The organism is Moraxella lacunata, assembly GCF_900453205.1.
GTDB lineage: Bacteria > Pseudomonadota > Gammaproteobacteria > Pseudomonadales > Moraxellaceae > Moraxella > Moraxella lacunata_B.
Genome location: NZ_UGQU01000002.1, coordinates 289,554 through 313,398, shown reverse-complemented (window position 1 = coordinate 313,398; position 23,845 = coordinate 289,554). Strand labels below are relative to the sequence as shown.

At 44.2% G+C, this 23,845-nt stretch carries 22 protein-coding genes and 1 pseudogene; 19 read left to right on the top strand and 4 right to left on the bottom strand.

Annotated features, from left to right (window positions below; translation table 11 throughout):
• Positions 1-13: 13 nt before the first annotated feature.
• The 3 genes from DX073_RS06945 to DX073_RS06935 form a co-directional block, all read right to left on the bottom strand.
• Positions 14-1,165, bottom strand: coding sequence for a DEAD/DEAH box helicase (locus DX073_RS06945; RefSeq protein ID WP_115006905.1), 1,152 nt, complete (start codon positions 1,163-1,165; stop codon positions 14-16).
• Between the two features lie 246 nt (positions 1,166-1,411).
• Positions 1,412-2,059 carry a J domain-containing protein gene (locus tag DX073_RS06940; protein WP_115006903.1) on the bottom strand — a complete coding sequence of 216 codons (648 nt, stop codon included), beginning with the start codon at positions 2,057-2,059 and terminating at the stop codon, positions 1,412-1,414.
• Complete coding sequence (locus DX073_RS06935) at positions 2,056-3,987, bottom strand: ABC-F family ATP-binding cassette domain-containing protein (protein WP_115006901.1); 1,932 nt, start codon at positions 3,985-3,987, stop codon at positions 2,056-2,058. Before DX073_RS06935 ends, DX073_RS06940 begins: the two co-directional genes overlap by 4 nt.
• A gap of 114 nt (positions 3,988-4,101) precedes the next feature.
• Between DX073_RS06935 and erpA the strand changes: the two genes are divergently transcribed.
• A complete protein-coding gene (erpA, locus tag DX073_RS06930) occupies positions 4,102-4,434 on the top strand; it encodes an iron-sulfur cluster insertion protein ErpA (protein ID WP_062500809.1) in 333 nt (110 codons plus the stop codon).
• A 74-nt stretch (positions 4,435-4,508) separates the two neighbouring features.
• Here erpA and DX073_RS06925 read toward each other — a convergent pair whose 3' ends face one another.
• The gene (locus DX073_RS06925; protein ID WP_181814389.1) at positions 4,509-5,162 is read right to left on the bottom strand and encodes a DUF2939 domain-containing protein; all 654 of its coding nucleotides are present in this window, start codon (positions 5,160-5,162) and stop codon (positions 4,509-4,511) included.
• Positions 5,163-5,348: 186 nt separating this feature from the next.
• Between DX073_RS06925 and dnaJ the strand changes: the two genes are divergently transcribed.
• From dnaJ to DX073_RS06840, 18 genes and pseudogenes are all read left to right on the top strand, one after another.
• Positions 5,349-6,536: a molecular chaperone DnaJ gene (gene dnaJ, locus DX073_RS06920; RefSeq protein WP_115006896.1), complete on the top strand. Its 1,188-nt coding sequence runs from the start codon at positions 5,349-5,351 to the stop codon at positions 6,534-6,536.
• A gap of 255 nt (positions 6,537-6,791) precedes the next feature.
• Entirely contained in the window at positions 6,792-7,586 is a 795-nt protein-coding gene (gene dapB / locus DX073_RS06915) for a 4-hydroxy-tetrahydrodipicolinate reductase (RefSeq protein WP_404932927.1), read from the top strand.
• A gap of 107 nt (positions 7,587-7,693) precedes the next feature.
• Positions 7,694-8,431, top strand: coding sequence for a hypothetical protein (locus tag DX073_RS06910; protein WP_115006892.1), 738 nt, complete (start codon positions 7,694-7,696; stop codon positions 8,429-8,431).
• A gap of 409 nt (positions 8,432-8,840) precedes the next feature.
• Positions 8,841-9,197 carry a roadblock/LC7 domain-containing protein gene (locus tag DX073_RS06905; protein WP_115006890.1) on the top strand — a complete coding sequence of 119 codons (357 nt, stop codon included), beginning with the start codon at positions 8,841-8,843 and terminating at the stop codon, positions 9,195-9,197.
• 355 nt (positions 9,198-9,552) lie between these two features.
• Positions 9,553-10,068 carry a GspH/FimT family pseudopilin gene (locus DX073_RS06900; RefSeq protein WP_115006888.1) on the top strand — a complete coding sequence of 172 codons (516 nt, stop codon included), beginning with the start codon at positions 9,553-9,555 and terminating at the stop codon, positions 10,066-10,068.
• Complete coding sequence (pilV, locus tag DX073_RS06895) at positions 10,062-10,616, top strand: type IV pilus modification protein PilV (RefSeq protein WP_115006886.1); 555 nt, start codon at positions 10,062-10,064, stop codon at positions 10,614-10,616. Before DX073_RS06900 ends, pilV begins: the two co-directional genes overlap by 7 nt.
• Positions 10,616-10,690: pseudogene (locus DX073_RS15040) on the top strand (prepilin-type N-terminal cleavage/methylation domain-containing protein); the annotation flags it as partial. The gene pilV and the pseudogene DX073_RS15040, both read left to right, overlap by 1 nt.
• 18 nt (positions 10,691-10,708) lie before the next feature.
• Positions 10,709-11,572, top strand: coding sequence for a PilW family protein (locus tag DX073_RS06890; RefSeq protein WP_181814409.1), 864 nt, complete (start codon positions 10,709-10,711; stop codon positions 11,570-11,572).
• Positions 11,573-11,674: 102 nt separating this feature from the next.
• Complete coding sequence (locus DX073_RS06885; RefSeq protein WP_147279692.1) at positions 11,675-12,466, top strand: hypothetical protein; 792 nt, start codon at positions 11,675-11,677, stop codon at positions 12,464-12,466.
• A gap of 940 nt (positions 12,467-13,406) precedes the next feature.
• Positions 13,407-16,568 carry a pilus assembly protein gene (locus DX073_RS06880; RefSeq protein ID WP_181814387.1) on the top strand — a complete coding sequence of 1,054 codons (3,162 nt, stop codon included), beginning with the start codon at positions 13,407-13,409 and terminating at the stop codon, positions 16,566-16,568.
• A 1-nt stretch (position 16,569) separates the two neighbouring features.
• Positions 16,570-17,157 (top strand): type IV pilin protein, encoded by a 588-nt coding sequence (locus DX073_RS14895; RefSeq protein WP_181814386.1) that lies wholly within the window; start codon positions 16,570-16,572, stop codon positions 17,155-17,157.
• Entirely contained in the window at positions 17,157-17,588 is a 432-nt protein-coding gene (locus DX073_RS06870) for a type IV pilin protein (protein ID WP_115006876.1), read from the top strand. The genes DX073_RS14895 and DX073_RS06870 overlap by 1 nt, the downstream gene beginning before the upstream one ends.
• A gap of 144 nt (positions 17,589-17,732) precedes the next feature.
• Positions 17,733-18,433 (top strand): IS1 family transposase gene (locus DX073_RS06865; RefSeq protein ID WP_404932911.1). Its coding sequence is split into 2 segments (ribosomal slippage): positions 17,733-18,078 and positions 18,078-18,433, totalling 702 coding nucleotides; the frame shifts between segments, so codons are not numbered across the junction.
• 289 nt (positions 18,434-18,722) lie between these two features.
• The gene (gene gshA / locus DX073_RS06860; protein WP_115006874.1) at positions 18,723-20,282 is read left to right on the top strand and encodes a glutamate--cysteine ligase; all 1,560 of its coding nucleotides are present in this window, start codon (positions 18,723-18,725) and stop codon (positions 20,280-20,282) included.
• Between the two features lie 6 nt (positions 20,283-20,288).
• Complete coding sequence (locus DX073_RS06855) at positions 20,289-20,798, top strand: disulfide bond formation protein B (RefSeq protein ID WP_115006872.1); 510 nt, start codon at positions 20,289-20,291, stop codon at positions 20,796-20,798.
• Positions 20,799-20,815: 17 nt separating this feature from the next.
• The gene (locus DX073_RS06850) at positions 20,816-21,619 is read left to right on the top strand and encodes a hypothetical protein (protein WP_115006869.1); all 804 of its coding nucleotides are present in this window, start codon (positions 20,816-20,818) and stop codon (positions 21,617-21,619) included.
• Between the two features lie 58 nt (positions 21,620-21,677).
• Complete coding sequence (gene mpl, locus DX073_RS06845; RefSeq protein ID WP_115006867.1) at positions 21,678-23,066, top strand: UDP-N-acetylmuramate:L-alanyl-gamma-D-glutamyl-meso-diaminopimelate ligase; 1,389 nt, start codon at positions 21,678-21,680, stop codon at positions 23,064-23,066.
• Between the two features lie 327 nt (positions 23,067-23,393).
• Positions 23,394-23,651, top strand: a complete 258-nt coding sequence (locus tag DX073_RS06840) for a GlsB/YeaQ/YmgE family stress response membrane protein (RefSeq protein ID WP_115006865.1) — start codon at positions 23,394-23,396, stop codon at positions 23,649-23,651.
• Positions 23,652-23,845: the final 194 nt, after the last annotated feature.

Here is a 23,845-nt window from a genome sequence, read left to right as displayed (position 1 = left end):
CGAACGGAAAACCTTAAAATCTATCTTTATTTAACAATACCAAATTTTCAATGGTGCGAGAACGCAAACTTTCAGGCGAAATGTACAATAAACTTGCCGTGCCGTCTTTAATGCGTTCTATGGCTTTTTGGCGTTCTATGGGGTCAAGCAGTCCATTAATGGTAACTGCTTCGGTAATGCCACGATTTTCTAAATTATCCACTTGGTCTTTCATTAAAGATTGCAAGGGCGAAATAATAACCGTCAAGCCTTTTTTATTTTCGCCAGCCATTAATGCAGGGATTTGAAAAGTAATGGATTTTCCACCCCCTGTGGGAAATACCGCTAATAAAGACTCACCATTAATGGCGGATTGTACTGCCTGTGCTTGTAATGGTTTGTTATCATAACTTCTAAAATCATCATAACCAAAATATTTACCCAGTGCTTTTTTGGCATTTAATTTATCATCGCAATAAACACAGGGTTTATGACAGGGTGTGGCACGAAGTTCATTAAAAATATAATCAATTTCTGGGTGTTTGTATAACACCCAGCTTGGGCTAATAGAATGGCGTTCATCACAATCAATGAGTGCCAAAACATAACACAGCCCAATCGGATATTTTTGAAAAAATTCATTTAAAATAGAATGTTCACAAATTTTATGTTGAAAGTGATTTTTAATGAGCGTAACGATTGATGAACAGTATTGATTAAAATTAACAATTTTAAAAAATGGTGCAAACCCTGCTTTATCTTTTAATAACTGATAAAAGATGATTTTTAAATTTTCTGATAATTGATGAAAAGCGATGATTTCTTGTTCCAAAAGCTCTTTGGTAATGATACAATCATTTAAAGGATTGTTGGAGTTTTCAAAATCTGTTTTATAATCTTTATCTAGGGCGTGATAAGGTCTTTTTGGAAATAATAAGGCGGACAAATAGAGCGTATCAACAATGTCTATGGTATTTTTATTAATACTTTGCAAATCCGATTGAATATAAGTATAATCGTGAGTTAAAAAATTATGCCCACAAATAAAATCTGCGTCTTTTATTTGGCTAATAATTTCATTCATTTTACTGGTATGTAGATGTTTATCAGCAAAAATCGCCCCAATGTCCATCATCTTTTTGGTATGGCTGTCAATTTCTAGGTCAAGGTAGGCAATGTGAGGCATGGGGTTTGGGTGCTGATGAGTTTGGTTTAGTTTATAAAATTTTTTGATAAAAATCCAGTCATCAGCACTTTTCTATCAATGTATACCAACCGAATTTAAAGACTGGTACAAAATTCACCATTGGATTATGGTAGGGGCGAATGATATTCGCCCTTTTTTGTTTAAAACCTGTATTGATTGGGCAAATGTGATTTGCCCCTACAAAACTACAAAACCGTATCAAATTTATCGTTCGGTTGGTATATGTTAATTGGCAATCCGTATCACAAACCACACCCCCACACTCCCAATCGTGAGCTTGATTTGTGAGCCGTCTGTCAGATCCTGCGGGAGCGTGGTACGAACGGTGCGACCTTGATGGGTAAAGGTGATTTGCCCGCCCTGCTGACTAAGCTCCTTACTGATGACGAGCGTGGGTAGGGTGTCTTTTGGGGGTTTGCTCGCTTCTTTGGCAGTTTGGGCGATGATGGTTTGGGCTTTGGCAAATAGGGTTTTGGCGTTTTTAAAAATGCCCCTATCCGCTTGCCAATCTCTTTGCAATTCGTGGATACGCTTTTCGGCAAAGTTGGTAAATCTTTGGGCGTTTGTTTCAAATTTTTGCAAATTTGCCATGACAGTAGGCGATTTTTGGAGTTCTTGGTTGATTTTTTGGGTCAATTTGCCCACCGCACTAAAATAGACGGTGTGATACACGTCATATTCGGCACGTTTTTTGGGGTCTTTTAGGGTGGCGTAGGCTTCGTTCATCAGCACGATTTGTTCGCCTTCGCCTGCACGGTCGGGGTGGTGGCGTTTGGCAAGCTGGCGGTAGGCGTGCTTGATGTCGTCCGTGCTGGCGGATTTTGGCACGCCTAAAATGGCATAATAATCATGTTTGGGGGGCTGTTTTTTCACGACAAAGCACTCTCCAACGTTTCAAGTTCGTCCATTTTTAACAGTAGATTCTCTTCGATGTCCGCCACTTGTTTTTGCCATTCGCTTTGTTTGGCAAGTAGGCTTAACAATTTATCCTTATTGTCGTCATCGTAGAGACTTTGGTCGGATAAGGCGTGTTCAATCTCGCCAAGCTCATTTGTCAGTTTGTCGAGCTCTTTTTCTAATTTTTCAATCTCTTTACGAAGTGGGGCGGTTTTTTGGCGGTTTTCGGCATTTTTTTTGCGAATTTCTTCTTTGGATAAAGCAGGTTTGTCGCTGACGGTTGTGGCGGTGTCGGCTTTGTTTTCTTTGTTTTCTGCCTTATTTTGGGCGACTTTAGCAAGGCGAGCCTGACGCAAATGCTCAGCATAGTCCGCCATGTCGCCTGTGAACTCGTCCGCTCGTCCGTCCGCCACCAGCATGAGATTGTCGCAGACGTTCATCGCCAAATCCCTATCGTGCGAGACTAGGATTAACGCCCCCTCAAAGTTTTGTAGGGCGAGCATGAGAGCGTTTCGCATGGATAGGTCTAGGTGGTTGGTCGGCTCGTCCAGTACCAGCACGTTGGGGCGTTGCCAGACGATAAGAGCAAGGGTAAGCCGTGCCTTTTCGCCCCCAGAAAACAGACGGCAAGGCGTGTCAATCTTATCGCCTTTAAAATTAAAACTACCCAAAAACGCCCGTAAATCAGCGTCCGATGTCGTCCCTGCCAGTCGCCGAAGCAAAATGAGCGGGGTGGCAGATTCGTCCAATGCGTCCATTTGGTGCTGGTTAAAATAACCCAGTTTTAGGTTGTCAGAGACTTTGTGCGTGCCAGCGATGAGTGGCAACTCGCCAACGAGCGCCTTAATGAGTGTGGATTTGCCTGCCCCATTTGCCCCAAGTACGCCAAGCCGTGTGTCAGGTGTGATTTGTAAATTTATTTTATTTATCAAAGGTTTGTCATAACCAACGGTGGCATTATCTAAGCTGATGAGTGGCGATGAAATGCAGTTGGGTGGATAAAATTTAAAGGTAAATTCGCTGTCCGCCATGACAGGAGCGATGTCGGTCATGTTCGCAAGCTGTTTGACACGGCTTTGGGCTTGTTTGGCTTTGGTAGCTTTTGCCCCAAAACGGCGAATGAAGTTTTCAAGGTGAGCCTTAATCGCTTCTTGGCGTTCAAAGGCTTGTTGCTGTTGGGCGAGACGTTCGGCACGCGTGCGGATAAACTGGCTATAATTGCCTGTATAAAGGGTGATTGTGCCGTGTTCGATGTGGGCGATGTGCGTACAAATGGTATCCATAAAGGCTTGGTCGTGGCTGATGACGATGATAAGACCGTCAAATTTACCAAGCCAATCTTCGAGCCATAAAATCGCGTCCAAATCCAAATGGTTGGTCGGCTCGTCAAGCAGTAGCACGTCCGCTCGGTGCATGAGCGTGCGAGCTAGGTTTAGACGCATACGCCAACCCCCTGAGAACTCACGCACCTGCCTGTCATGCTCATGCTCGCCAAATCCTAGCCCTGACAGGATTTGCCCTGCTTTGGACGGGGTGCGGTAGCCGTCTATCTCATCAAAGCGTTGGTATAGGGGGGCGATGTCATGCTCGGATAGGGCGGATTGGTTTTGGATTTTGTCGTTAAGCTCGTACCATTCATCATCGCCTGATAGCACATAATCGATGGCGGTCATGTCGGTGGCTTCGACTTCTTGTGCCATGTGGGCGATTTGCCAGTTTTTTGGCATGTCAATCGAGCCGACATCTGTGCCATGGTCGCCAAGCAAGGTGGCAAATAGCGTGGATTTGCCTGTGCCGTTGTTGCCTGTCAAGCCGATGGTTTGACCTTGATGAAGTTGTAGATTGACCCCGCTAAACAGCAGGCGACCGTCTCGGCGGACGGCGACTTGGGAGAGTTCTATCATGGTTTTTTGTGCAAATTATAAAAATTATCCATTATACCTTGTATCGCTAAAATTTGGGCTTATTATGGTATAATTATCCCTAAGAATTGTAAAAATTTTAAAAAGAGAAAAACCATGCAAAACGTCATGACCTTAACCGACAACGCCGCCAAAAAATTACAAAAACTAAAAGATGCCGAAGGCAATCACGAGCTGATGCTTCGGGTCTATGTTACGGGTGGGGGTTGTTCGGGTTTTTCCTATGGCTTTGATTTTGCCGATGAGCTAGACGATGATGATGCCACATTTGACAATGGCGATGCCACGCTCGTGGTGGACAGCCTAAGCTATCAGTACCTACACGGCTCAACGATTGACTACATCGAAGGGCTTGAAGGCTCTCGCTTTGTCGTGGATAACCCTAACGCCACGACTACCTGTGGTTGTGGGTCGTCTTTTTCGATTTAGGTTGAGGATTCTTAGATTTGTAGCAATCAAACCGTCTTAATGGCGGTTTTGTTTTGCACGTTCAGCCTGACAAATCAAGGTAATACAACATTAACTATCTGCCAGTCTAGCACCCGATGGCGGTGCATGACGATGGTATAGGGTTTATCTTTGATGGTGGTGGCAACTTCAAAGCAGTTAAGACCGCAGTAGGACAGCTTGGGCTGGGTCGGCTGTCCGATGTTATCGCTTGCCTTGGTAGCGATGGCGGTTTTTTGATTATTGATGGCGATGTTCATGTCGCCTGTGCTGATGTAGTCGGTGAGTAGTCGCTCGGTATCGACATAACCGCCAAACAAGGCAATGCCCACAAGCATGGGTTCACTCTCGGGCTGAACATCGCCTTGGGCAAGCCGAGTTAGATTCTCAGGGGTAACGCCCTTATCCACGGCAGTATTGATAAAGCTGTGGGCGATGGTGTTAAGCTTGGCACCATCTAGCCCAAGCAGTCCGCCAAAGAGTGACAAGCCCTGCACCACGTCGTTAGAGCCGAGCCAGTTATCGGTTTTGGTGATGAGCTGATGTTTTAGGCTCGGACGCAGCGTCTCAAAATCTATGCTGTTAATAATGGGAGCGTAGTCGCCATTGTCATAAGCGTTTTTTAGGGTGTAGAGCTTATAATAGGGCGAGCCTGCCACGATGACAAGGGCGATGATGACAAGTGCCAAGAGCGGTTTGGTGATTTTCATAAACACATGATGATAATAGGGATAATGTGGGGTATTTTGCCATAAATTTTTGAAAATTGGTAAAAAATCACACCAATCACGCTTGATAAATGGCATAAAAGCACCATAAATAGGCAAATTTTTTATTTTTGCGAATCGTGACCTTTTTGGGTCGCCTAAGTAGCCAAAAGCCAATCAGGACAACACATGAGTAAAGATTTTTATACCATTTTGGGCGTGGACAAGTCGGCAGATGATAAAGAGATTAAAAAAGCCTACCGCCGTCTTGCGATGAAATATCACCCTGACAAAAACCCAGACGACCCAAGTGCCGAAGAAAAGTTTAAAGAAGCGACGATGGCGTATGAAGTGCTGTCGGATGCCCAAAAACGTGCCACTTATGACCGCATGGGACACAGTGCCTTTGAGCAGGGCATGAATAACGGTGGTTTTGGCAATGCTGGCGGATTTAGTGCCGATGACCTAAACGACATCTTTGGTAGTTTCTTTGGTGGTGGGGCTCGTGGCGGCTTTAGTGGCGGTGGCGGTTTTGGCGACATCTTTGGTGACATGTTTGGCAACTCTCGTGGCTCTCGTGCTAGCAAAGGAGCGGATTTGCTCTACCAAATCAGTCTCACCCTAGAAGAAGCGGTAACTGGCTGTAAAAAAGAAATCACATACAGCACGAGCGTTCACTGTGAGACCTGCGACGGTAAAGGGGCAAAGTCTGCCAGCGATGTCGTCAGCTGTCCTACCTGTGGTGGACATGGTCAGGTGCGTGTTCAGCAAGGCTTTTTTGTCATGCAGCAAACCTGCCCTGACTGCCGCGGCACTGGCAAAAAAATCAAAAACCCCTGCCCCGACTGTCATGGCGAAGGCAAACAGCACAAATCTCAGACCTTAGAGGTCTCCATCCCTGCTGGCGTGGACAATGGCGACCGTGTCCGCCTATCAGGCAAGGGCGAAGCGGGCGACAGTGGCATGCCAAATGGTGACCTATATGTCGAGATTCATGTCAGACCGCACGACATCTTTACCAGAAATGGGGCGGATTTACACCTTGACATCCCTATCAATATCGCCACCGCCGCACTTGGCGATGAAGTAGAAATCCCCACGTTGGGCGGTGGTCGCCTAAAAATCAAAGTTGCCGAAGGTACCCAAAGTGGCAAAGTGTTGCGTGTGCGTGGCAAGGGCGTAACCACCGTGCGTGGTGGCATGCAGGGCGACTTGCTGTGCAAAATCATCGTTGAGACACCCACTAACTTGACAAGCGAACAAAAATCCTTGCTTGAGCAATTTGCCAAAACTCTAAATAGCGACAACGGAGCAAGTGCCAAGAAAAAAGGCTTTTTTGATAAAATCAAAGATGAAGTTAAAGACATTTTTGATTAAGTCTAGCCTCACCCAACAAACACGGTAAAATTTTGCCGTGTTTTTTATTTTTGGTGGTAGCCTAAAAAGTATGCCAAACTAGGTTTTCCGTTCGCTCTGAGCCATGCCTACGGGTCGAAAAACCGTTATGAGCAGGCAATAGTTTTCCCTTGTAGCATGCTTTTTTGAGCCAAAATCTTATTTTTTAAATTTACTTTTGGCAAATTTTTGGTTATCATCAAATCATCTTAAACTTTAATCCTAAGGAAAATCATCATGGCACTAAACATCGCAATCATGGGTGCATCAGGTCGCATGGGGCGTATGCTCGTTCAGTCCACGCTAGACAACCCCAAAGCCAACCTAGCAGGAGCATTTGTCCGTTCTATATCTAGCCTTATCGGCGTGGACGCAGGCGAGTTTGTGGGCGTGGGTAAATGTGGGGTTACACTCTCCACGCTAGATTTGTCAGGGGTGGACGTGCTCATCGATTTTAGCTTGCCCGATGCCTTAGATGAGGTGCTAGAGGCGTGTATCGCCAACAAAGTCGCCCTTGTCATGGGGGTAACAGGACTTGACGAAACCCAAGAAACCAAACTGCACGAAGCCAGCAAACACATTCCTATCGTCTATGCGGGCAACTACTCCACAGGGGTGAACTTATCGCTTAACCTGCTTGCCACGACCGCCAAAGTGCTGGGCATGGACGCTGATGTTGAAATCATCGAACATCATCACAAACACAAGTTAGACGCACCGTCTGGCACGGCTCTTATGATGGCAAATGCGGTGGCAAACGCCCGTGGGCAAACACTCAAAACGTCCGCCGTCTATGGCAGACAAGGGCAAGCCAAACGCACCGATGGCGAGATTGGCATTCATGCGGTGCGTGGAGGCGAGATTGTCGGCGAGCATACGGTGGAATTTATCATGAATGGCGAGATTATCGAAATTACCCACAAAGCCCAAAGCCGTATGACCTTTGCCAATGGGGCGGTACGAGCAGGACTATGGCTACACGACCAACCTGCAGGGCTGTATGATATGCAGGACGTGCTTGGGTTAAAATAAATGGCTTATTAAGTGGTTTAACTGGCAATTTTTGCACACAATAAACCTACAAGCCCAATGCCAAAAAAGGTTAAAATAGCTAAATATTATTTTAACCTTTTATCATTATGAAAAAATCACTCATTATTTTAAGCTTTCTTGCCACGCTCGCCCATGCCAACACCCAAATGTACGTCATTCATACCTATGGCGACCCTGCTCTGCTTGACATCGTCCAAGATGAGCTTGGCAATCGTGGTACGGCACGGCTATATCAAGACAAACTCATCATCAAGGCAACCCCTGCCGACTATGAGCGTATCTCCGCCCTTGTCCGTCAAGTGGATGTTGCCCCCACCCAGCTTAACATCTCGCTTGCCCTAAATAACCAAATCACCCAAAGCAGTCAAGGCGGTCATGTCAATGTCGGTATCTCTCGGCAGGTGTGGATAAATGGGCAATACCACAACACCCAAAGCCAAAGCACGTCAAATCAGCACTACACCGTACGGACTCTATCAGGCTCACCTGTGTCTATCAGTCAAAGCACACTCATCGGGCTTGTAGGCTGGCAAACCCATCAGCGATATGGCAGGGTGTGGGTGAATTTTGGTACGTCTTGGGTGGCACTCACAGACGGTTTTTCTGCCAAAGCGACCGTCTCACCAAACGGTCAAATCCGCCTAAGCCTACACCAGTCGGCACGCACAGGCACACTTAGTACCCAAAATCTATCCAATGACATCATGCTACACCGTGGACAATGGACAAAAATCGGCGACATTCGCACCGACAACACCACAAGCGGTAGCTATGGCACGAGCCAATATTCACAGACCATGCCGATTTGGGTTAGGGTGGATTGATGGTAAGATATTGTATATGATTATCATTTATTATATTAGGCATGTCTTGAGCCATATTGGGTATTTGCTTAAATCAATAGTTTTAAAAATTAAAAAATAATCTTTTAAAAAACCATACATTATAAAAGTAATTGATTTTTATATAAATTTTATTAAAAAATTGATTTTTCTATTTTTTCCGCACAAAATTTCAAAATAATGCTTGCATTTTATTTCTTAGTGTGGTTTAATACACACATAACGAAATGCTAATACGTGATTTTGTTATGATATGACGATTTTTAGAAATTTGTTAATAGTCATTAAAATTTTAAATTAACTTGTTAATTTTAAAATCTTTAATTATTGATAACTATTACTTAAATCGTCATTAATCTCAATATTAATTTACTTTTTAAGGAATAGCATCATGGCTAAATTATCTCTTGACGCTCTAAGTGACATCGATGGCTTCGTAGCAGCAGCATTGGTTGACAGTGAATCAGGTCTTGCCCTAGCTACTTTGGGTACTGGTATTGACCTAGAACTAGCAGCTGCTGGTAACACCGAAGTGGTACGTGCTAAGCGTAAAACTGCAAAAGCATTGGGTCTTAATGAGTCTATCGAAGACATCCTAATCACTCTAAGTGGGCAATACCACCTTATCCGTCCACTAGTGCGTAACGAAAACCTATTTTTGTACCTAGTGCTTGATCGTCAAAAATCAAACCTAGCAATGGCTCGTCACAGCCTAAAAGGTTTTGAAACTGAACTAGATTTCTCTTAATTCTAATTAAGATAATGATTGAAAAACACCTGTCTTTGGCAGGTGTTTTTTATTTTCAAACAATCACTTTGCCAATAATACCAATTATTTGTCGGTTGGTCGCTATATTTGGTATTTTGGGGTGCCCCAGTTGTATAATAACAAAATAAATTCACAAAAATAAAAAATCTTACAGACCGTCAATGGATTGTTGCATAATATGAGCTTTAGCATAAACAGGCTGTATTTGTATGTTTTTTGTATGAATAATGAAAGTAAAAGCCCTATTCCCCTAAAATTTGCGATATGTGGAATATTTTTTGCAACAATTCTTTTATCTGTATTTGTATTTTTTGTCCTAAAAAGCTGATATTGTATGACAATTCGGCAAAATTATAAGGAATACACCGTGTCCTTTTCAGTATCTAGATGTGGTCATGTGGTACCATCTAAACAGTTGGGGTTTAGCTTGGTTGAGCTAGGCGTCGTTGTTGCGATTATAGGTGTCATAGCCACTATTGCTGCTCCAAATATCAATAGGTCATTAGAGAGTCAGCGTAATAAATCTACCGCCCAAACCATTGTCGCTGCCATGAAAGAGGCACGTGCAGAGAGTATGATGCGCCGACAGGATGTGACACTTACTCTGACGGGAAATAATGCAACATTGACGGTAGCGGGTACCACATTAAAGAATTTTAATATCAGCACCTCAACGCCAGTAACAACATCAAGCGGTGCTGCCACGGTGGTATTTTTAGCAAACAAGCGAGTTAATCCAGCATCGACCTTTACGGTTGCTTGTGATAGTGAAGGAACTCGTGCAGGACGAGTGGTGGCGGTTGATGTTAATGGTAATGTTAGCTTACGTTCGGAGAATAGCCAATGTTAAGACAGAATACCTGTATTCGCCAACATGGCTTGGGTATGGTAGAGGTTATGGTATCATTACTACTGCTTGCTGTTGCTGTGCTTGGGTTTAGTGCCATGCAGATGAGAGCGGTAAAGGCAACAGATGAGACGCTTATTCGTAGCGATGCCATGGTAGCAGTACGTAATATTGCAGAGGACATGCGTTTGCATCCTACCGCAGACATGAAGCAAAGATATCGTGATGCCATCGCTGCACATGGTGCTAGTGCAAACCCTGCCACTTATGCAGCAGCCATACCAGCTGCACCTGGCACAAACTGTGCAACATCCGCTTGCACTGCAGCACAGCAGGTGGATTATACTGCCCATCAAGCCATGAGACTGGCTGCAGATAACCAAATGATGCTAAATGCTTTGGACTGTCCTGGTGCAGGATTGGTGCGTGTTTGTCTGATTGCAAGCTGGGGAGAGACAACTCCGACCGTTGGTGATGGTAATGAAGACTGTATTTCTGATCAAGGCACCTACAATCGTGGTTCAAGCTGTGTTGTATTGGAGACTTACTAATGATCAATAAACAACAAGGTTTTACTCTCATAGAGTTGATGATTTCTCTTGTGTTAGCTTTGCTTATCATCGCAGCAGTTGTTCAGGTATATGTGATCAGCGTACGTACAGCCACCGTCCAAGAAGCGGGTTCTAGTATCCTAGATGCCAATGTATTTGGTCTGCAACATATTGAGAATAATATCCGCATGGCGGGTCTGGGTCTGTCAGAGGTTTCTAGAGCCAGTGCTGTGGACAGTGGCGTATTAGCAGGTGACGCTAATGCTGAGGCTGTTGGCGCGTTACGCAATCTCACCACTAACCTTCTTAGTCGAGATGCATTAGGTGCTACCACGACAAACACCAATGGTGGTGGTAGTGATCAGCTAACCATTCAGTATAGAGCACCTGTGAACATGCGTGACTGTGAGGGTAATTTGGTATTGGGACCTAGAACGGGTGTTTTAGAAATGTCAGGTAACCCTGTCGGGCCCATTGATGGTCAGATTATTATCGAGCGATACTTTGTCCGAGCCAATGGCGATACCTTAGAGCTTCGCTGTGATGCTGGTCTATATGTCTCTGATGTCATCGTTGAAGATGGTGGTCAGGGGACGGCAGATGCGACCATTCTAACGGGTGCCGCCAGGCAGAATAACATCCATCGCTTTGGCGATGACGGGGCGTTGATTGTCTCAGGCATTGATGATTTTCAGGTGAGATTTGGTGTTGCCAATGGCAATGGTATTCGTTATGTGACGCCGACCGAGTATAATGGCATGGGAGCTAACACAGCAATCATCGCCATTCAGCTTGGTCTTTTGACTAAAGGTAGTGTCTCATCGATTGATGCTCCACAAAATCCAACTTATACTATTTTAGGTAATCAAGTTAGGATGAAAGCTGATCAAGGCAGATTTATTCGTCGTGTCTATGAGACTAACATCATGCTACGTAACTCACGTGGTCGTTCTTAATCATGTCTTGGTGCGACTATGACAATACAACAATATAATAAAGGTGGTACTATGGTAAATCGCTCTGAATCTGGGGTGGCACTGATTACTGTGCTCTTATTTTTGCTTTTGATTGCGATTGCAGGCATGATAGCGGTGCGTCAGGGTAGTTTGGATTTACGTGTTGCCACCAATGAACAAGCTGACGTGCTGATGTTAAACTCATCTGACTCTGTATTGGCTCATATCGAGACGGTAGCTGGCGATAATAATCATGCGCTTCGCCCCCAGATGATGTCTCAGACCAGAGGCGTGCTTGGCTACTTCATTCCCATCGGTGGTGCCAATGCGGATCCTAATGAGAAAGTGGATCATCAAGTACGTTTTTGCTACACACCCAATGCACAGACATTTTTTGATGTCGAGAGAGCTCGTGTGTTACTGCCAGGTGGCGGCACCATGCGTACTAATGATGGTGCTTGCAACCCCAATAATGCCCAAGACTATATATCGGGGCGTAACACTGTTATGACTCAGGTGGTAACCCGTGGATTAACCAGTGAGACTGCCGATAGTGATAATTTTAAGTTAGCACTAGAAGGCGAGCAGCTGGGTGCAGGCTTCACACCGCCTAGCTCTCGTATCGCCATGCATAGTGTGTCTATGTTGCCTGGCTTGTCCAGTGCTGGCAGTGCTGATATTAGGAATTGTATGGATATGGCGGTCGGTGATATTACGAATGTCAACTATGGCAATAACTTCGGTGCAAGAAATTTAACCACTTGTCTCCAAGAGCAAGGTGTCCCTGCCAAAGCCATCGTTGAAGAAGCTATTCTGCGCTTTGAAAAAGAGGCGGATGTCTGCGACAATGCTCAGCTTGCTGCAGATGGCACCTGTCGGGCACCTACACCATAAGAATCTTAAGAGTGATTATTATTAAAATACCAAGGTATATATTATGAAAACATTTTCAATAAAACAGCTCAGTCACGCCATTATCGCCACCATGACGGTCATGAGTGCAGCGACACTACAATCTCATGCCAATACTGTTGAAAAACGCATTGGCGATCTAGAAATCTATGAAGCACCTACAGGTGGTGGTGCATCAGTCATGTTGATGCTGGATAATTCGGGATCGATGGATATTCGTAGTGTTGAGGTTGATTACGGAAATTACTGCCGTAAGGGTTCGTACGGTAGAGTTGTTCCCAATGTTTACAATAAATCCATCACCATAAAAGATGATAATGGAAATAATGGTGAGATGGTTAGTTATCAAATAAATTCCTGTGGGACAAATACTAGATATTATGACCGCATATCAAGACTAAAGAATGCCATCATGCCACTGCTTGCCGATCCAGCTAATGGCTTTGGTGCTGATTACATGCAGTATAAGATTGGACTGGGCAATTTTTATTACAGGGGTGGTTATGATGGGGGTGGGGTTATCTCATACCCTGTCTCTACGTTAACCTATGAGAATCGTCTTGCTATGGCAAGAATAATTTCCAATTTAAGAGCGGAGACTAATACGCCAACCGTCCATGCTTACGCAGAAGCAGGTGCTTATATGTTGGGCACCAAAACTAGTGGTATACAAGAAATGGTTGATTATTATACTTTAGTAGGTTATCAGTATGGTGCCAACTTCTTTCGTTGCACCACTCCTGTGGAAAGAGAAAAGATTTTGGATTCTGGCTGCAGTGGAACAGGTGGAATTGTTAGAGAGAATTTTAGTCAACAGCTTATTAATAATCTGGGTATAAACCACCAGGCGGTGGGTCGAGCTTATACTTATTATTATCGGAAAGTGGAGAGACCTAGAAGTAGTGTAGGTAGTGGTTTTTCTTTGGCGCATGCCAATGCAGTCAAGGATAATGCCTATGACTCACCCATAGGTAATGGGCAATGTGATGGGTATGGTATCTACTTTTTAACTGATGGTGAGCCTAATAATGGTAGTGGTAACGGCGTTGGCAGCACTGTTACTACATCAATTATGAATGCTGCTCTTGAAGGAACAAGCTCTGTATCAATGTCAAATGGAGTTTGCCGTATCAACGGACAGCCAAGTAGCATTATAAGTAGTGGTTCTGCTTATGTTTCAAGGTATACAACAAGCGGTCATCCTCAATGGGAGTGTATTGGTGAGTTTGCCAAATTATTGGCTGAGGCCAACAACAAAGTCAAAAAGCCTATTTTAACAGCAACAGTAGGTTTTGGTAAGGTCTTTAAGAATGCAAGTAATTACAAAACCGACATGCAGGTTACGGATGTTATCACTGGAGAGAGATCTGTAAAAAATGTTTATGACTGTGCTCGAATTCCAGATAGTAGCCGTGATGCCAAAAACTTATGTTACCTAGGTGAGCGTGGTCATGGTTATGGTCAGGGTGGTTTTTATTATGCCGAATCTTCGAATGATGTCGCCAGAAGTATTGTTGAATTTGTAAGCAGTGTGTCGGGCATTATCTCAGCCGCTCCTTCAGGAACGGTGGCTGTGCCAACTGACCCGCTGTCCATTGCCAGCTTGCAGCCTTATGCCTATCTCCCCATGCTACAGGCGAATATCGCAGAAGCACCTGCAACATGGCCGGGCAACTTAAAAAAATACCACACGCTAAACGGCACATTATATGGTAGAGATGGGACGACCAGACTCTATCAGACGGCGGGAGGCTCCACTTTCCCCTATGCCACCAACCCTAGGGCTCTGGATATATGGCAACAAGGAAATGTCGCCGATGGTGCCATTACCACAGGGGGTAGCTATGCACGCTTGCCAGCACCTACAGCAGCTAATAAGAATACCGTGCGTACAGTCTATGTAGAAGATGACGGTGAGATGAAGAGAGTAGGTGTCCAAAACGGTCAGCTATTTGGCTTTGATGCCCTGTCAGCGAGCTACAGTGCCTTAGATAAGGCGTATATCCTGCATTACTTGGGTTTTGGTAATGTGTCTTTGTTAGCATCAGACTATCAAGGCACGACAGCACAGCAGAATGCTAAACTACAAAGTGAGCTTAGCAAAGCACCTGCAGGCAAGCCGGTCATGGGTGGTATACATCACTCTGTACCAGCATTGGTGGCATACCAAGGTCAGTTTGACAGCACAGGCAACGTCTCATCAACACAAGGTCGTGAGGACTATGTGCTGTATGGTTCCATGAGCGGTGCTTTACTTATGGCAGATGCCAGCACTGGCGAAGAGGAGTTTAGTTTTATCCCTCGCAGAATGTTTGAAGATGACAAACAGCGTAGAGCTCTAAGCCCATCAGGAACAGGCACTTCTGGCGAGCCTGCCTTTGGGGTCGATGCACCTTGGGTGATTAATGCTAAATACAACTATGACTTTTCAGCTTCACCCACACGGATTACTACCAATGCGATTGACGCTTCGAATAACGCAACAGCTCAGGAGCAAGGTCATATCTATGCCTACGGCGGTCTGCGTATGGGGGGTGAGGGTTTGTATGGTTTGAATTTGACCAATAGATTGGCACCTAGCATGCTATTTAGCATAGACAGCGAAACAGCTGGATTTGAACGCATGGGTCAAATTTGGGCGAAACCTGTTGTGGCAAAAATCAAAATAGGAACTGGCAGTAGAAATGAAAGTATTGAGCGTGAGGTGTTGATTTTTGGCGGTGGCTATGACATGTGCTATGAGAACACTTTGTTTAAACTAAATGATGCTGACAATAAGGATACAACGTGTGCTAACAAATCAGAGACCAAAGGTAACGCGGTTTATATGGTCGACTCGGAGACAGGACAGCTGGTTGGACGCTGGACAAAAGGTGAGAATATTGGTAGTGCAGGTGTTACAACCACCAGCGGGTTGGCTCATATGAATCACAGCGTGGTGGGTGGCATTACAGCACTTGACCGCAACAATAACGGTTATATTGACCATCTGTATTTTGCCGATTTGGGTGGTCAGGTGTTTCGTATTGACTTAATTGAGCTGTCGGGTAGTAATCAGGAAGTAGAACTCACCAACAAGATAACCAGAGGTGTGGTCAGGGTATTTAACGCCAACGAGGGTGGTTTGGGTGAAAATCACATCCCTTATCGTTTTTATGAAGCACCGATTGCAAGTTTTTATACCGATCCTAATGATTCACAGCGTTTTGCGGTGGTTAATGTCGCCTCAGGGGACAGAAGTTCGCCACTAAGCCGTCGCCGTGGATTGTCAGATGCAAACCGTGTCTACGGCATCATTGACCGTGATATCGCCAGCACCCGTGCAACCAACTCGTTGATTGGGGAGAGTGGCTTGATGAGCATCAACCTAAATAATTCAAATTTGCAAAAAATGGATACCAAGTTGATTGCAGGGGCTAGTGATACAGAGGCGTACCGTGAGTCGCTCATCAGAACGATGAGAGATAGAAAGCCCAACGAAGCAAGAGAAGTTACGGTTGGTGGTTATACCACTAGGCTGCCAGTATATGAGCATATGGGCTGGTATTATGACATGATTCGTTATGATGGTTATATTGATGTTGAGAACCTAAAAGCGGTCGGACCGGGCATGGTTGCAGGTGGTGTGTACTATAACAGTGTCTATAGTCCTGATTTTCAGTTTGGTAGTGGTGGGTCGTGTGATGCTCGTACCATAGGTGCAACAGAGCGTCAAATGTATTGTATGCCTTGGGGTGTCTGCCCAACCAATACTGCCGAAAAACCATCTCCAAATGGCACATTAGGTTATGCAACGGCTGGTATGGGTATCCAAGAGTTGGCAACCGTCGCCTATACTTCAGAGCGTGATACAACCACAAATTTGCGTACATTCCTAAGTGCTCAAACCGTACAAGAAAGAGCCAGTATGGCAAACACCAGTCCTTCCCAAGGTGGTGGTTCAGATGGTCGATTTGTTGATACGGCAGGTACATCGGTTAATGCTGGTCCCGGTAGTAATGTTACCGGACAGCCACAGATTGACAGAGAAAGATACAACCTGCGAGTGAATCGTTGGTACGATTTCCAAAATGCGGAGAGATGATATGACTCAGAGGTTTTTTGTTAAACATCACGAGCAGGGTTTTACCTTGTTGGAGCTGATGATTGTGGTAATAGTTGTGGGGATACTTGCCAGCATTGCCCTTCCCAACTATCGCAACATGGTTGTTCGTAATGCAGAGTCAGAGGTGCAGTCTAGCATGGGTAGAATCCAAGTGGATTTAGATAGATGGCGAGCATCTGCCATGACCTATCGTGGTTTTGTACCCGTCAGAAATGTCGATAATAACGGAAGGTCGATTCATAGTTATGGTGATAACACCCCTAACGGTACGGTTATATTCGTGCCGTTAGGCAGTAACCAAGATAACTTTCGCTATCGTATTGAGTTAAGAGACGGTGATAATACAGCAGTCGGTCTAAATCCTGCCATTAATGCCGACATTGTAAGTTCGGGACGCTCTTGGGTGATGCATGCCACGCCAAACCCCAATAATGGCAGTATTGATAATGCCAGTGCTTTTGTGCTGCGTAGCACAGGTTTTAAGTGTAAATCCAGCGCTGGCGCCGATCCGACTGTGGTAGGTCTAGCTACGACGACCTGCAATGCTGCAGGGCAGGAGACTTGGTGATGAATAAACAGCAGGGATTTACACTGATAGAAGTGATGATTGTGGTGGTGATTATCGCCATCTTGGCAGCCATTGCTATTCCTAGCTATCAAGATTATGTTGTGCGTACTAAGCGTGCAGACATGATGACAGAATTACAAAATATTGGTAGGCAGTTAGAGGCAAGAAAGCTGGCGGTGGGACGGGGTGGTTACCGTGCTTTGGCAGCTAACAATAACCAAGCCATCCAAGATTTGCTTGGGAGCTATCCTCGCACAGGTACTGCATTATATAATGTAACCATCGGTGGCCTAGACTCTGGTAACTGGGTATTAACAGCAAATCCGAGTGCAACTGGTACACAAGCTAGAGATGGTGCACTTGTTCTAAGCGCCAATGGTAGAAAATGCCGTGATAATAGCTGTGGCATGGGTGATGAATGGAGAAATTAGCAGCTCTGTTATTATCATTCTAAGTTACTACTTAAAACTCACCCAATAATAACATATCGGGTGAGTTTTTATTGTGGTATTGTTAAACAGCAATACATAAGCTAAAATACCCACATAGTCTATCATAAGCAAAGCAAACACCCAATGAGTCAAATATTCACCCATTGCCCTAAGTGTCAATCACCCTCTTTCGTTAAAGCAGGTTTTAATAATGGTAAGCAACGCTATAAGTGCAAAGACTGCTGTTATTATTTCTCTGTACACAAACATGCCTCACATAAGAGCGATGACATTAAAAAAATGGCAATAGATATGTATCTTGAAGGCTTAGGCTTTCGCTCCATTGGTAGAGTGCTAAGTATTAGTTATGGTACAGTCTATCAATGGGTTAAGCAATTAGGTGAACAACATGAAATCAAGGCAGATGCCGATCAAGTGATAGACACTGTCGAACTTGATGAGATTCACAGTTACACCAAGTTTAAAAAAACTACTGTTGGACGTGGATTGTCATTGACAGAAACACCAAACAAGTCTTAGGCTTTGTGTGTGGTAAGCGAGATAGTAAAACCTTTGAAAGACTGTACAACAACCTAAACCCAAACAACATAAAACTGTTTTGCTCTGACTACTGGAAGTCTTATCAAGAAATCATACCCATACACAAACACCTAACCAGTAAAGCTCAAGCGTTTACCATAGAGGGCTATAACAGTCTGATTAGGCATTTTACCGCAAGGTTTAAACGTAAAACCAAATGCTATTCTAAATGCCAAAAGATGATAGAAAATACACTGAGCTTACTGTTTGTTAAGTGGAGTGGTAGTTTGAGGTGTGTATTTTGATTTAACAATGCCTTTATTGCCAAATATTTACCAATCAAATGTATCGATTCGGTTCTCTATTGATATATTTTACCAAATGAATAAGCATCTTTTCCAAAAATTCTTTGCAGTCATACGCCCATCTCTATTATAATAGGGGTGTTGAACTTTTGTATTTGCAATAAAAGCAAGATTTAGCCATTTTCATGCAAAAACATCATTTTATTTCTACAAAATTTCTAAATGTTAAATTGTGTTGTAAAGGTTCAACATGCCCTAGACACATTAATGGTTTAATACGGATAATATAATGAATCCATCTTTACATTTTACCCTGCCCACTTGGTTTAACTCAGCCCTTGTGGCAGGCATGAAGCGTGGCATAGAAAAAGAAGGTTTGCGTATGCAGTCCAACGGACACGCCTCCAAAGCCTTCCACCCTGCCAAACTCGGCTCAAAGCTGACCCATCCTTACATCACCACCGACTATTCCGAAAACTTACTAGAACTCATCACCACGCCCAAAGCCACAATCAAAGATGCCCTAGATATGCTTCGTGAGCTTCATGTGCTGGTGCATCGCTCGCTCGAACATGGCGAGCTGATGTGGCCGTTATCCATGCCGTGTATGTTGTCGGCAGATGACAGCGACATTCCGCTTGCTGATTATGGCACATCCAACATCGGCAAACTCAAAACGCTCTACCGCTCAGGGCTTGGGGTGCGATACGGTCGCAAAATGCAGACCATTGCAGGATTGCATTATAATCTATCGGTGGGCGATGACTTGTTTAAAAAATGGGCAAAGGCGGAAGTGTGTACCGATTTACAAGATTTTAAAAACAAAAAATATCTGGGGCTAATTCGCAACTTCAAACGCCTAACGCCTCTTGTCCTGTACCTACTTGGGGCAAGCCCGAGCGTGTGTGGATGTTTTTTGACAGGTCGCACGCATGACCTTGTACCGCTTGACAACGCCAAACACACTTACTATCAACCCAACGGCACAAGCCTACGCATGGGCAAATTGGGCTATACCAACAGTGTTCAAAAAGAGCTGGACATTCGCTACAACGATTTGGATGAATACATCAAAGGGCTAAGACGAGCCATTGGCACGCCATTTGCCGACTTTACAGACATTGGGGTGGACGACAAAGACGGCAATCCTGTGCAGATTAACGACCACATTTTGCAAATTGAAAACGAGTTTTATAGTCCCATTCGCCCAAAACAAGTAACCCAATCAGGCGAAACACCCACACACGCCCTACAAAGTCGGGGGATTGCCTATGTGGAGTTTCGTGCCATTGACCTAGACCCGTATAGCGACATCGGTATCACGACCGCTACGGCGTGCTTTTTGGAGATTTTGGCGTTGTATTGCTTGCTGTCCGCGTCGCCTGATTTGCTACCTGATGAAGAGCAGTATCTGGCGGACAATGTAGAGACGGTCGTCAATCACGGTCGCAAAAAAGGCGTGCGTATCACAACCGAGCAAGGCGAGCAGGAGCTACATGAATGGATTGTGCGTACCTTGAACGAGATGCAACCCATTGCGGACGCTTTTGATGAATATCACGAGGGCAACGACTATCGTAGTGCATTAGCACTCATGCAAGGCAAGGCAACCAATCCAAACTTTACGCTGTCGGCACAGATTGAGTCGGATTCAAGACGGCTTGGCAGCACATGGAAACTTGGGCAGTTTTTGGCACAAAAGCACCAAAATGAACTGCTTGGCTATGCCATCAGCAATGAAAACGCCTTTAATTATGCCAACATCGCCATACAGTCCTTTGCCGACCAACAACAGTTGGAGCGAGAAACGGACGTGCCGTTTGTGGATTTTATTAAACAATTTCGTTAAATAGTTATGTTAAAACATCTTAATTTTCGTACGCTGTGTGCGTGCTTATTTGCCTTATCGGTTGTGGCGACCCTTGTGGCGATTTTTTATTTTCAAAAGCATTTGGGGCTTGACCCGTGTCCTTTGTGTATCTTTCAACGAATTGGCGTGTGGATAATGGGGGTGTTTGCCTTTGTTGGTATGGTTGTGAATCCCAAAAAACTCTGGGGCAAACTTACCCTATGGGGCGGTATGACTCTTGGGGCATTGTGGGGGCTTGCGATAGCAGGTCGTCATGTGTGGCTTCAACACCTACCTGCTGATGAAGTGCCTGCCTGTGGACCAGGGCTGAACTACTGGGTGGATACCCTGCCGATTTTGCAGGTGTTTCAAGAAGTGCTAAAAGGCTCGGGCGAATGTGCCGTGATAGACTGGCAAATGGTGGGATTTAGCATACCTGAGCTGACTTTGGCGATGTTTGCGGTGTTTTTGGTGATATTGGGTGTTGGGCTTGTTAGAATGTTAAAAGATGGATAAAATTATTGGAGATTTCAATGCAGTATGTAAAGACAGCTGAAAGCAACATTCCATTCCATGTTAGTAAATTTGAGAATGAAACAAATAAGAGCTATCCTTATTATCAAAATGGCAAGAAATATGCACTTTGTCCAACCTGCTCTACTTCCGTACAAATTATCGGAGGATATAATAATCAAGCTTATAGTGCGATAAATACTAAGTCTATGTATGCTGTCCATACAAAGGGAGAGATTTCAGGATTGCTTTTTGATGAAGACAGAAAATTAAATTGCATTGCTTATAGAGGAAATAGAAATAATTGGCAAAGAATTTATGAAAAGAGGGAGGATGTTGAGGAAAACAAAGATATTGAAATTTATATTGAAAAAAATAAATTTCAAATTGCTAGAGATATTGAAAATATTATTGGTTTTAAGTGCTTTAGTCAGAAAAATCAACAAACACTTAAATTGTTTGAATCTATATATCAATCTTTTAAGGAAAATAAAGGTTTATGTATGGCTCCAGAGCAATTTATTCCGGAATATATACCATTGCTAATTATTGTTAAATCTAATCCAGTTGATTGTTGGGGATTTGTCCCAGTTGGTAAAACAAAAGATAAGATCATAAATAATGCGAGCTTAAAACCTTTTATTTTTGAAGAGAAAAAAGACAATCGGCTTGAAACTAAATTTAAGCCAAATTTTTCAAAAAGTAAGGTAGAGCTAGTTTGTGTTTTAAATGATGATAATGATCCACAACATATTATTATCAAATTATTATACAATGAAAAGGAATTGATATTAAACAAGATACCTGCCAATATGGAAGTCTAATGTACATAAATGTTTAAATTTGCTATAATTTGCCAAATTATCATAGTAAGGCACTATCATGCACATTCATTTTTTGGGTATTTGTGGGACATTTATGGGGTCGCTTGCCCTGATTGCACGTTCGCTTGGACATACCGTTACAGGCTCGGACATCGCCATTTATCCGCCCATGAGTACACAGCTTCACAACGCCGGCGTTGAGATTTTGGAGGGCTACAAATCCGCCCACCTAGACCCTGCCCCTGATTTGGTGGTGGTGGGCAACGTCTGCAAACGTGGCATGGAAGCGGTGGAATATATGCTGGACAAGCGACTTCGCTACACGTCCGCCCCGCAGTTTTTGTCCGAACACGTCCTACAAGACCGCCACGTCCTAGCGGTGGCAGGCACGCACGGCAAGACCACAACCACGACCATGCTTGCTTGGATTTTGCAGTATGCAGGGATTGATACGGGCTTTTTGATTGGTGGCGTGCCACTTGTGGCTACCGATGATGAACGCTTAAAATCCGCCTTTGCCCACAGCTCGCATTTGGGTCAAGACTATTTTGTCATTGAAGCGGACGAGTATGACAGTGCTTTTTTTGACAAACGCTCAAAATTTGTGCATTATCGTCCCACGACTGCGATTTTAAATAATCTAGAATATGACCATGCCGATATTTTCCCTGATTTAAAGGCGATTCAAACCCAATTTCATCACATGATTCGCATGATACCGCCAAGCGGTCAAATCATCATGCCAAAAGGCGTGGAGAGCTTAGAAGATACCCTAAAAATGGGCGTATGGACACCTGTTTGGCGGACAAGCGTGGGCGATGAGGCGGACTGGCAGGCGAGCTTGGAGCAAGCGGACGGCTCGGTGTTTCACGTGAAACATATCGGACACACAGGCGATGAGACAGGCACGGTAACATGGGGCATGAGTGGCGTGCATAACGTCAATAATGCGTTAGTTGCTATTGCAGGGGCGTACAGCGTGGGCGTGAGTGTGGCGACAGCGTGCAAGGCTCTGTCAAACTTTGCAGGAATAAAACGCCGTATGGAGCTCATCGGCGATATTGGTGGTGTGCAAGTATACGACGACTTTGCTCATCATCCAACTGCCATCACGACCACGCTTGACGGTGCTAAGAAAAAGCTCACAGGTCGCAAAATTTGGGCGGTCATCGAGCCACGCTCCAACACCATGAAATTGGGTGTGTATAAAGCCGAGCTTGCTCCGTCTGCGTCATTGGCGGACGGTGTGATTTGGTACGAGCCAAAAGGCTTGTCGTGGGGGCTAAAAGAAGCCATTGGCGACACGGACGGTCAAGTCGTGCTTGACAGCATTGATGAGATTTTGGCATTTATCAAATCAAATGTCCGCTCAGGCGATGCCATTGTCGTCATGAGCAATGGCGGATTTGAAGGGATACATGGGCGGATTTTGGAAATACTGACTTAACCATCACAAAAAGCAAAGACTTGCTTAGGCAGGTCTTTTTTATTGCTCTTTTTTACAAAAATCACTCACAATCATTGCATATTTGCTAAGATTTTAACCAAATCATCAAAAATCTGCCTAAAATTTGACATTCGTCCTACGTTATTAACGTTTTTGGGGTGGTGTGGGCGGTAAGATTGGCTTACAATTCGTTTAACTTTTACATCAAGTAAAAAGCAGACAAAGTAAATTGGTCGGTTAGCAAAGATATTCTAAGACCATTGTTTGACCACAGTTTAATTGATTCGCCAAAGCGTTTATGGGCTAGGCAGTTATAGGAGAGACATCATGGGTTTTATTTGGACAATTATCGTAGGTTTTGTCGTTGGACTGTTGGCACGAGCCATCAAGCCCGGGGCGAACCCGATGGGTTGGATTATGACCATTATTTTGGGTGTTGTCGGGGCGGTCGTTGGCGGATTCTTGGCGAGTGCTTTGAATTTGTCAGCCAATGGCGGTTTTGGTGGCTTAGTGCTGTCAGTCATCGGTGCCATCATCGTGCTGTTCATCTATGAGTTTGCCACAGGTAAAAGACGTTTGAAGTAATTAAAAATAATTTAATCAAAAAATATTGACATTTTAAAATGTTAAATTTTGATTTGACAAAAACCTTGCTATGATATTGGCAGGGTTTTTGGTTTGTGTATTTATTTTATCAAACCCCTTGATTTTTTAACAATTAATGAGTATTATTATCATCTAAATTCCTTATTTATAACATGGTTTTTTGATGCATGTTT

Excerpts from the sequence above, each read along its gene's own strand:
- DX073_RS06935 (WP_115006901.1), bottom strand. The coding sequence starts at position 3,987 with ATGATAGAACTCTCCCAAGTCGCCGTCCGCCGAGACGGTCGCCTGCTG.
- gshA (WP_115006874.1), top strand. The coding sequence starts at position 18,723 with ATGAATCCATCTTTACATTTTACCCTGCCCACTTGGTTTAACTCAGCC.
- DX073_RS06855 (WP_115006872.1), top strand. The coding sequence starts at position 20,289 with ATGTTAAAACATCTTAATTTTCGTACGCTGTGTGCGTGCTTATTTGCC.
- DX073_RS06870 (WP_115006876.1), top strand. The coding sequence starts at position 17,157 with ATGAATAAACAGCAGGGATTTACACTGATAGAAGTGATGATTGTGGTG.
- DX073_RS06905 (WP_115006890.1), top strand. The coding sequence starts at position 8,841 with ATGGCTAAATTATCTCTTGACGCTCTAAGTGACATCGATGGCTTCGTA.
- dapB (WP_404932927.1), top strand. The coding sequence starts at position 6,792 with ATGGCACTAAACATCGCAATCATGGGTGCATCAGGTCGCATGGGGCGT.
- DX073_RS06910 (WP_115006892.1), top strand. The coding sequence starts at position 7,694 with ATGAAAAAATCACTCATTATTTTAAGCTTTCTTGCCACGCTCGCCCAT.
- DX073_RS06850 (WP_115006869.1), top strand. The coding sequence starts at position 20,816 with ATGCAGTATGTAAAGACAGCTGAAAGCAACATTCCATTCCATGTTAGT.
- DX073_RS06840 (WP_115006865.1), top strand. The coding sequence starts at position 23,394 with ATGGGTTTTATTTGGACAATTATCGTAGGTTTTGTCGTTGGACTGTTG.
- DX073_RS06900 (WP_115006888.1), top strand. The coding sequence starts at position 9,553 with ATGACAATTCGGCAAAATTATAAGGAATACACCGTGTCCTTTTCAGTA.
- erpA (WP_062500809.1), top strand. The coding sequence starts at position 4,102 with ATGCAAAACGTCATGACCTTAACCGACAACGCCGCCAAAAAATTACAA.
- pilV (WP_115006886.1), top strand. The coding sequence starts at position 10,062 with ATGTTAAGACAGAATACCTGTATTCGCCAACATGGCTTGGGTATGGTA.
- mpl (WP_115006867.1), top strand. The coding sequence starts at position 21,678 with ATGCACATTCATTTTTTGGGTATTTGTGGGACATTTATGGGGTCGCTT.
- dnaJ (WP_115006896.1), top strand. The coding sequence starts at position 5,349 with ATGAGTAAAGATTTTTATACCATTTTGGGCGTGGACAAGTCGGCAGAT.
- DX073_RS14895 (WP_181814386.1), top strand. The coding sequence starts at position 16,570 with ATGACTCAGAGGTTTTTTGTTAAACATCACGAGCAGGGTTTTACCTTG.
- DX073_RS06945 (WP_115006905.1), bottom strand. The coding sequence starts at position 1,165 with ATGCCTCACATTGCCTACCTTGACCTAGAAATTGACAGCCATACCAAA.
- DX073_RS06925 (WP_181814389.1), bottom strand. The coding sequence starts at position 5,162 with ATGAAAATCACCAAACCGCTCTTGGCACTTGTCATCATCGCCCTTGTC.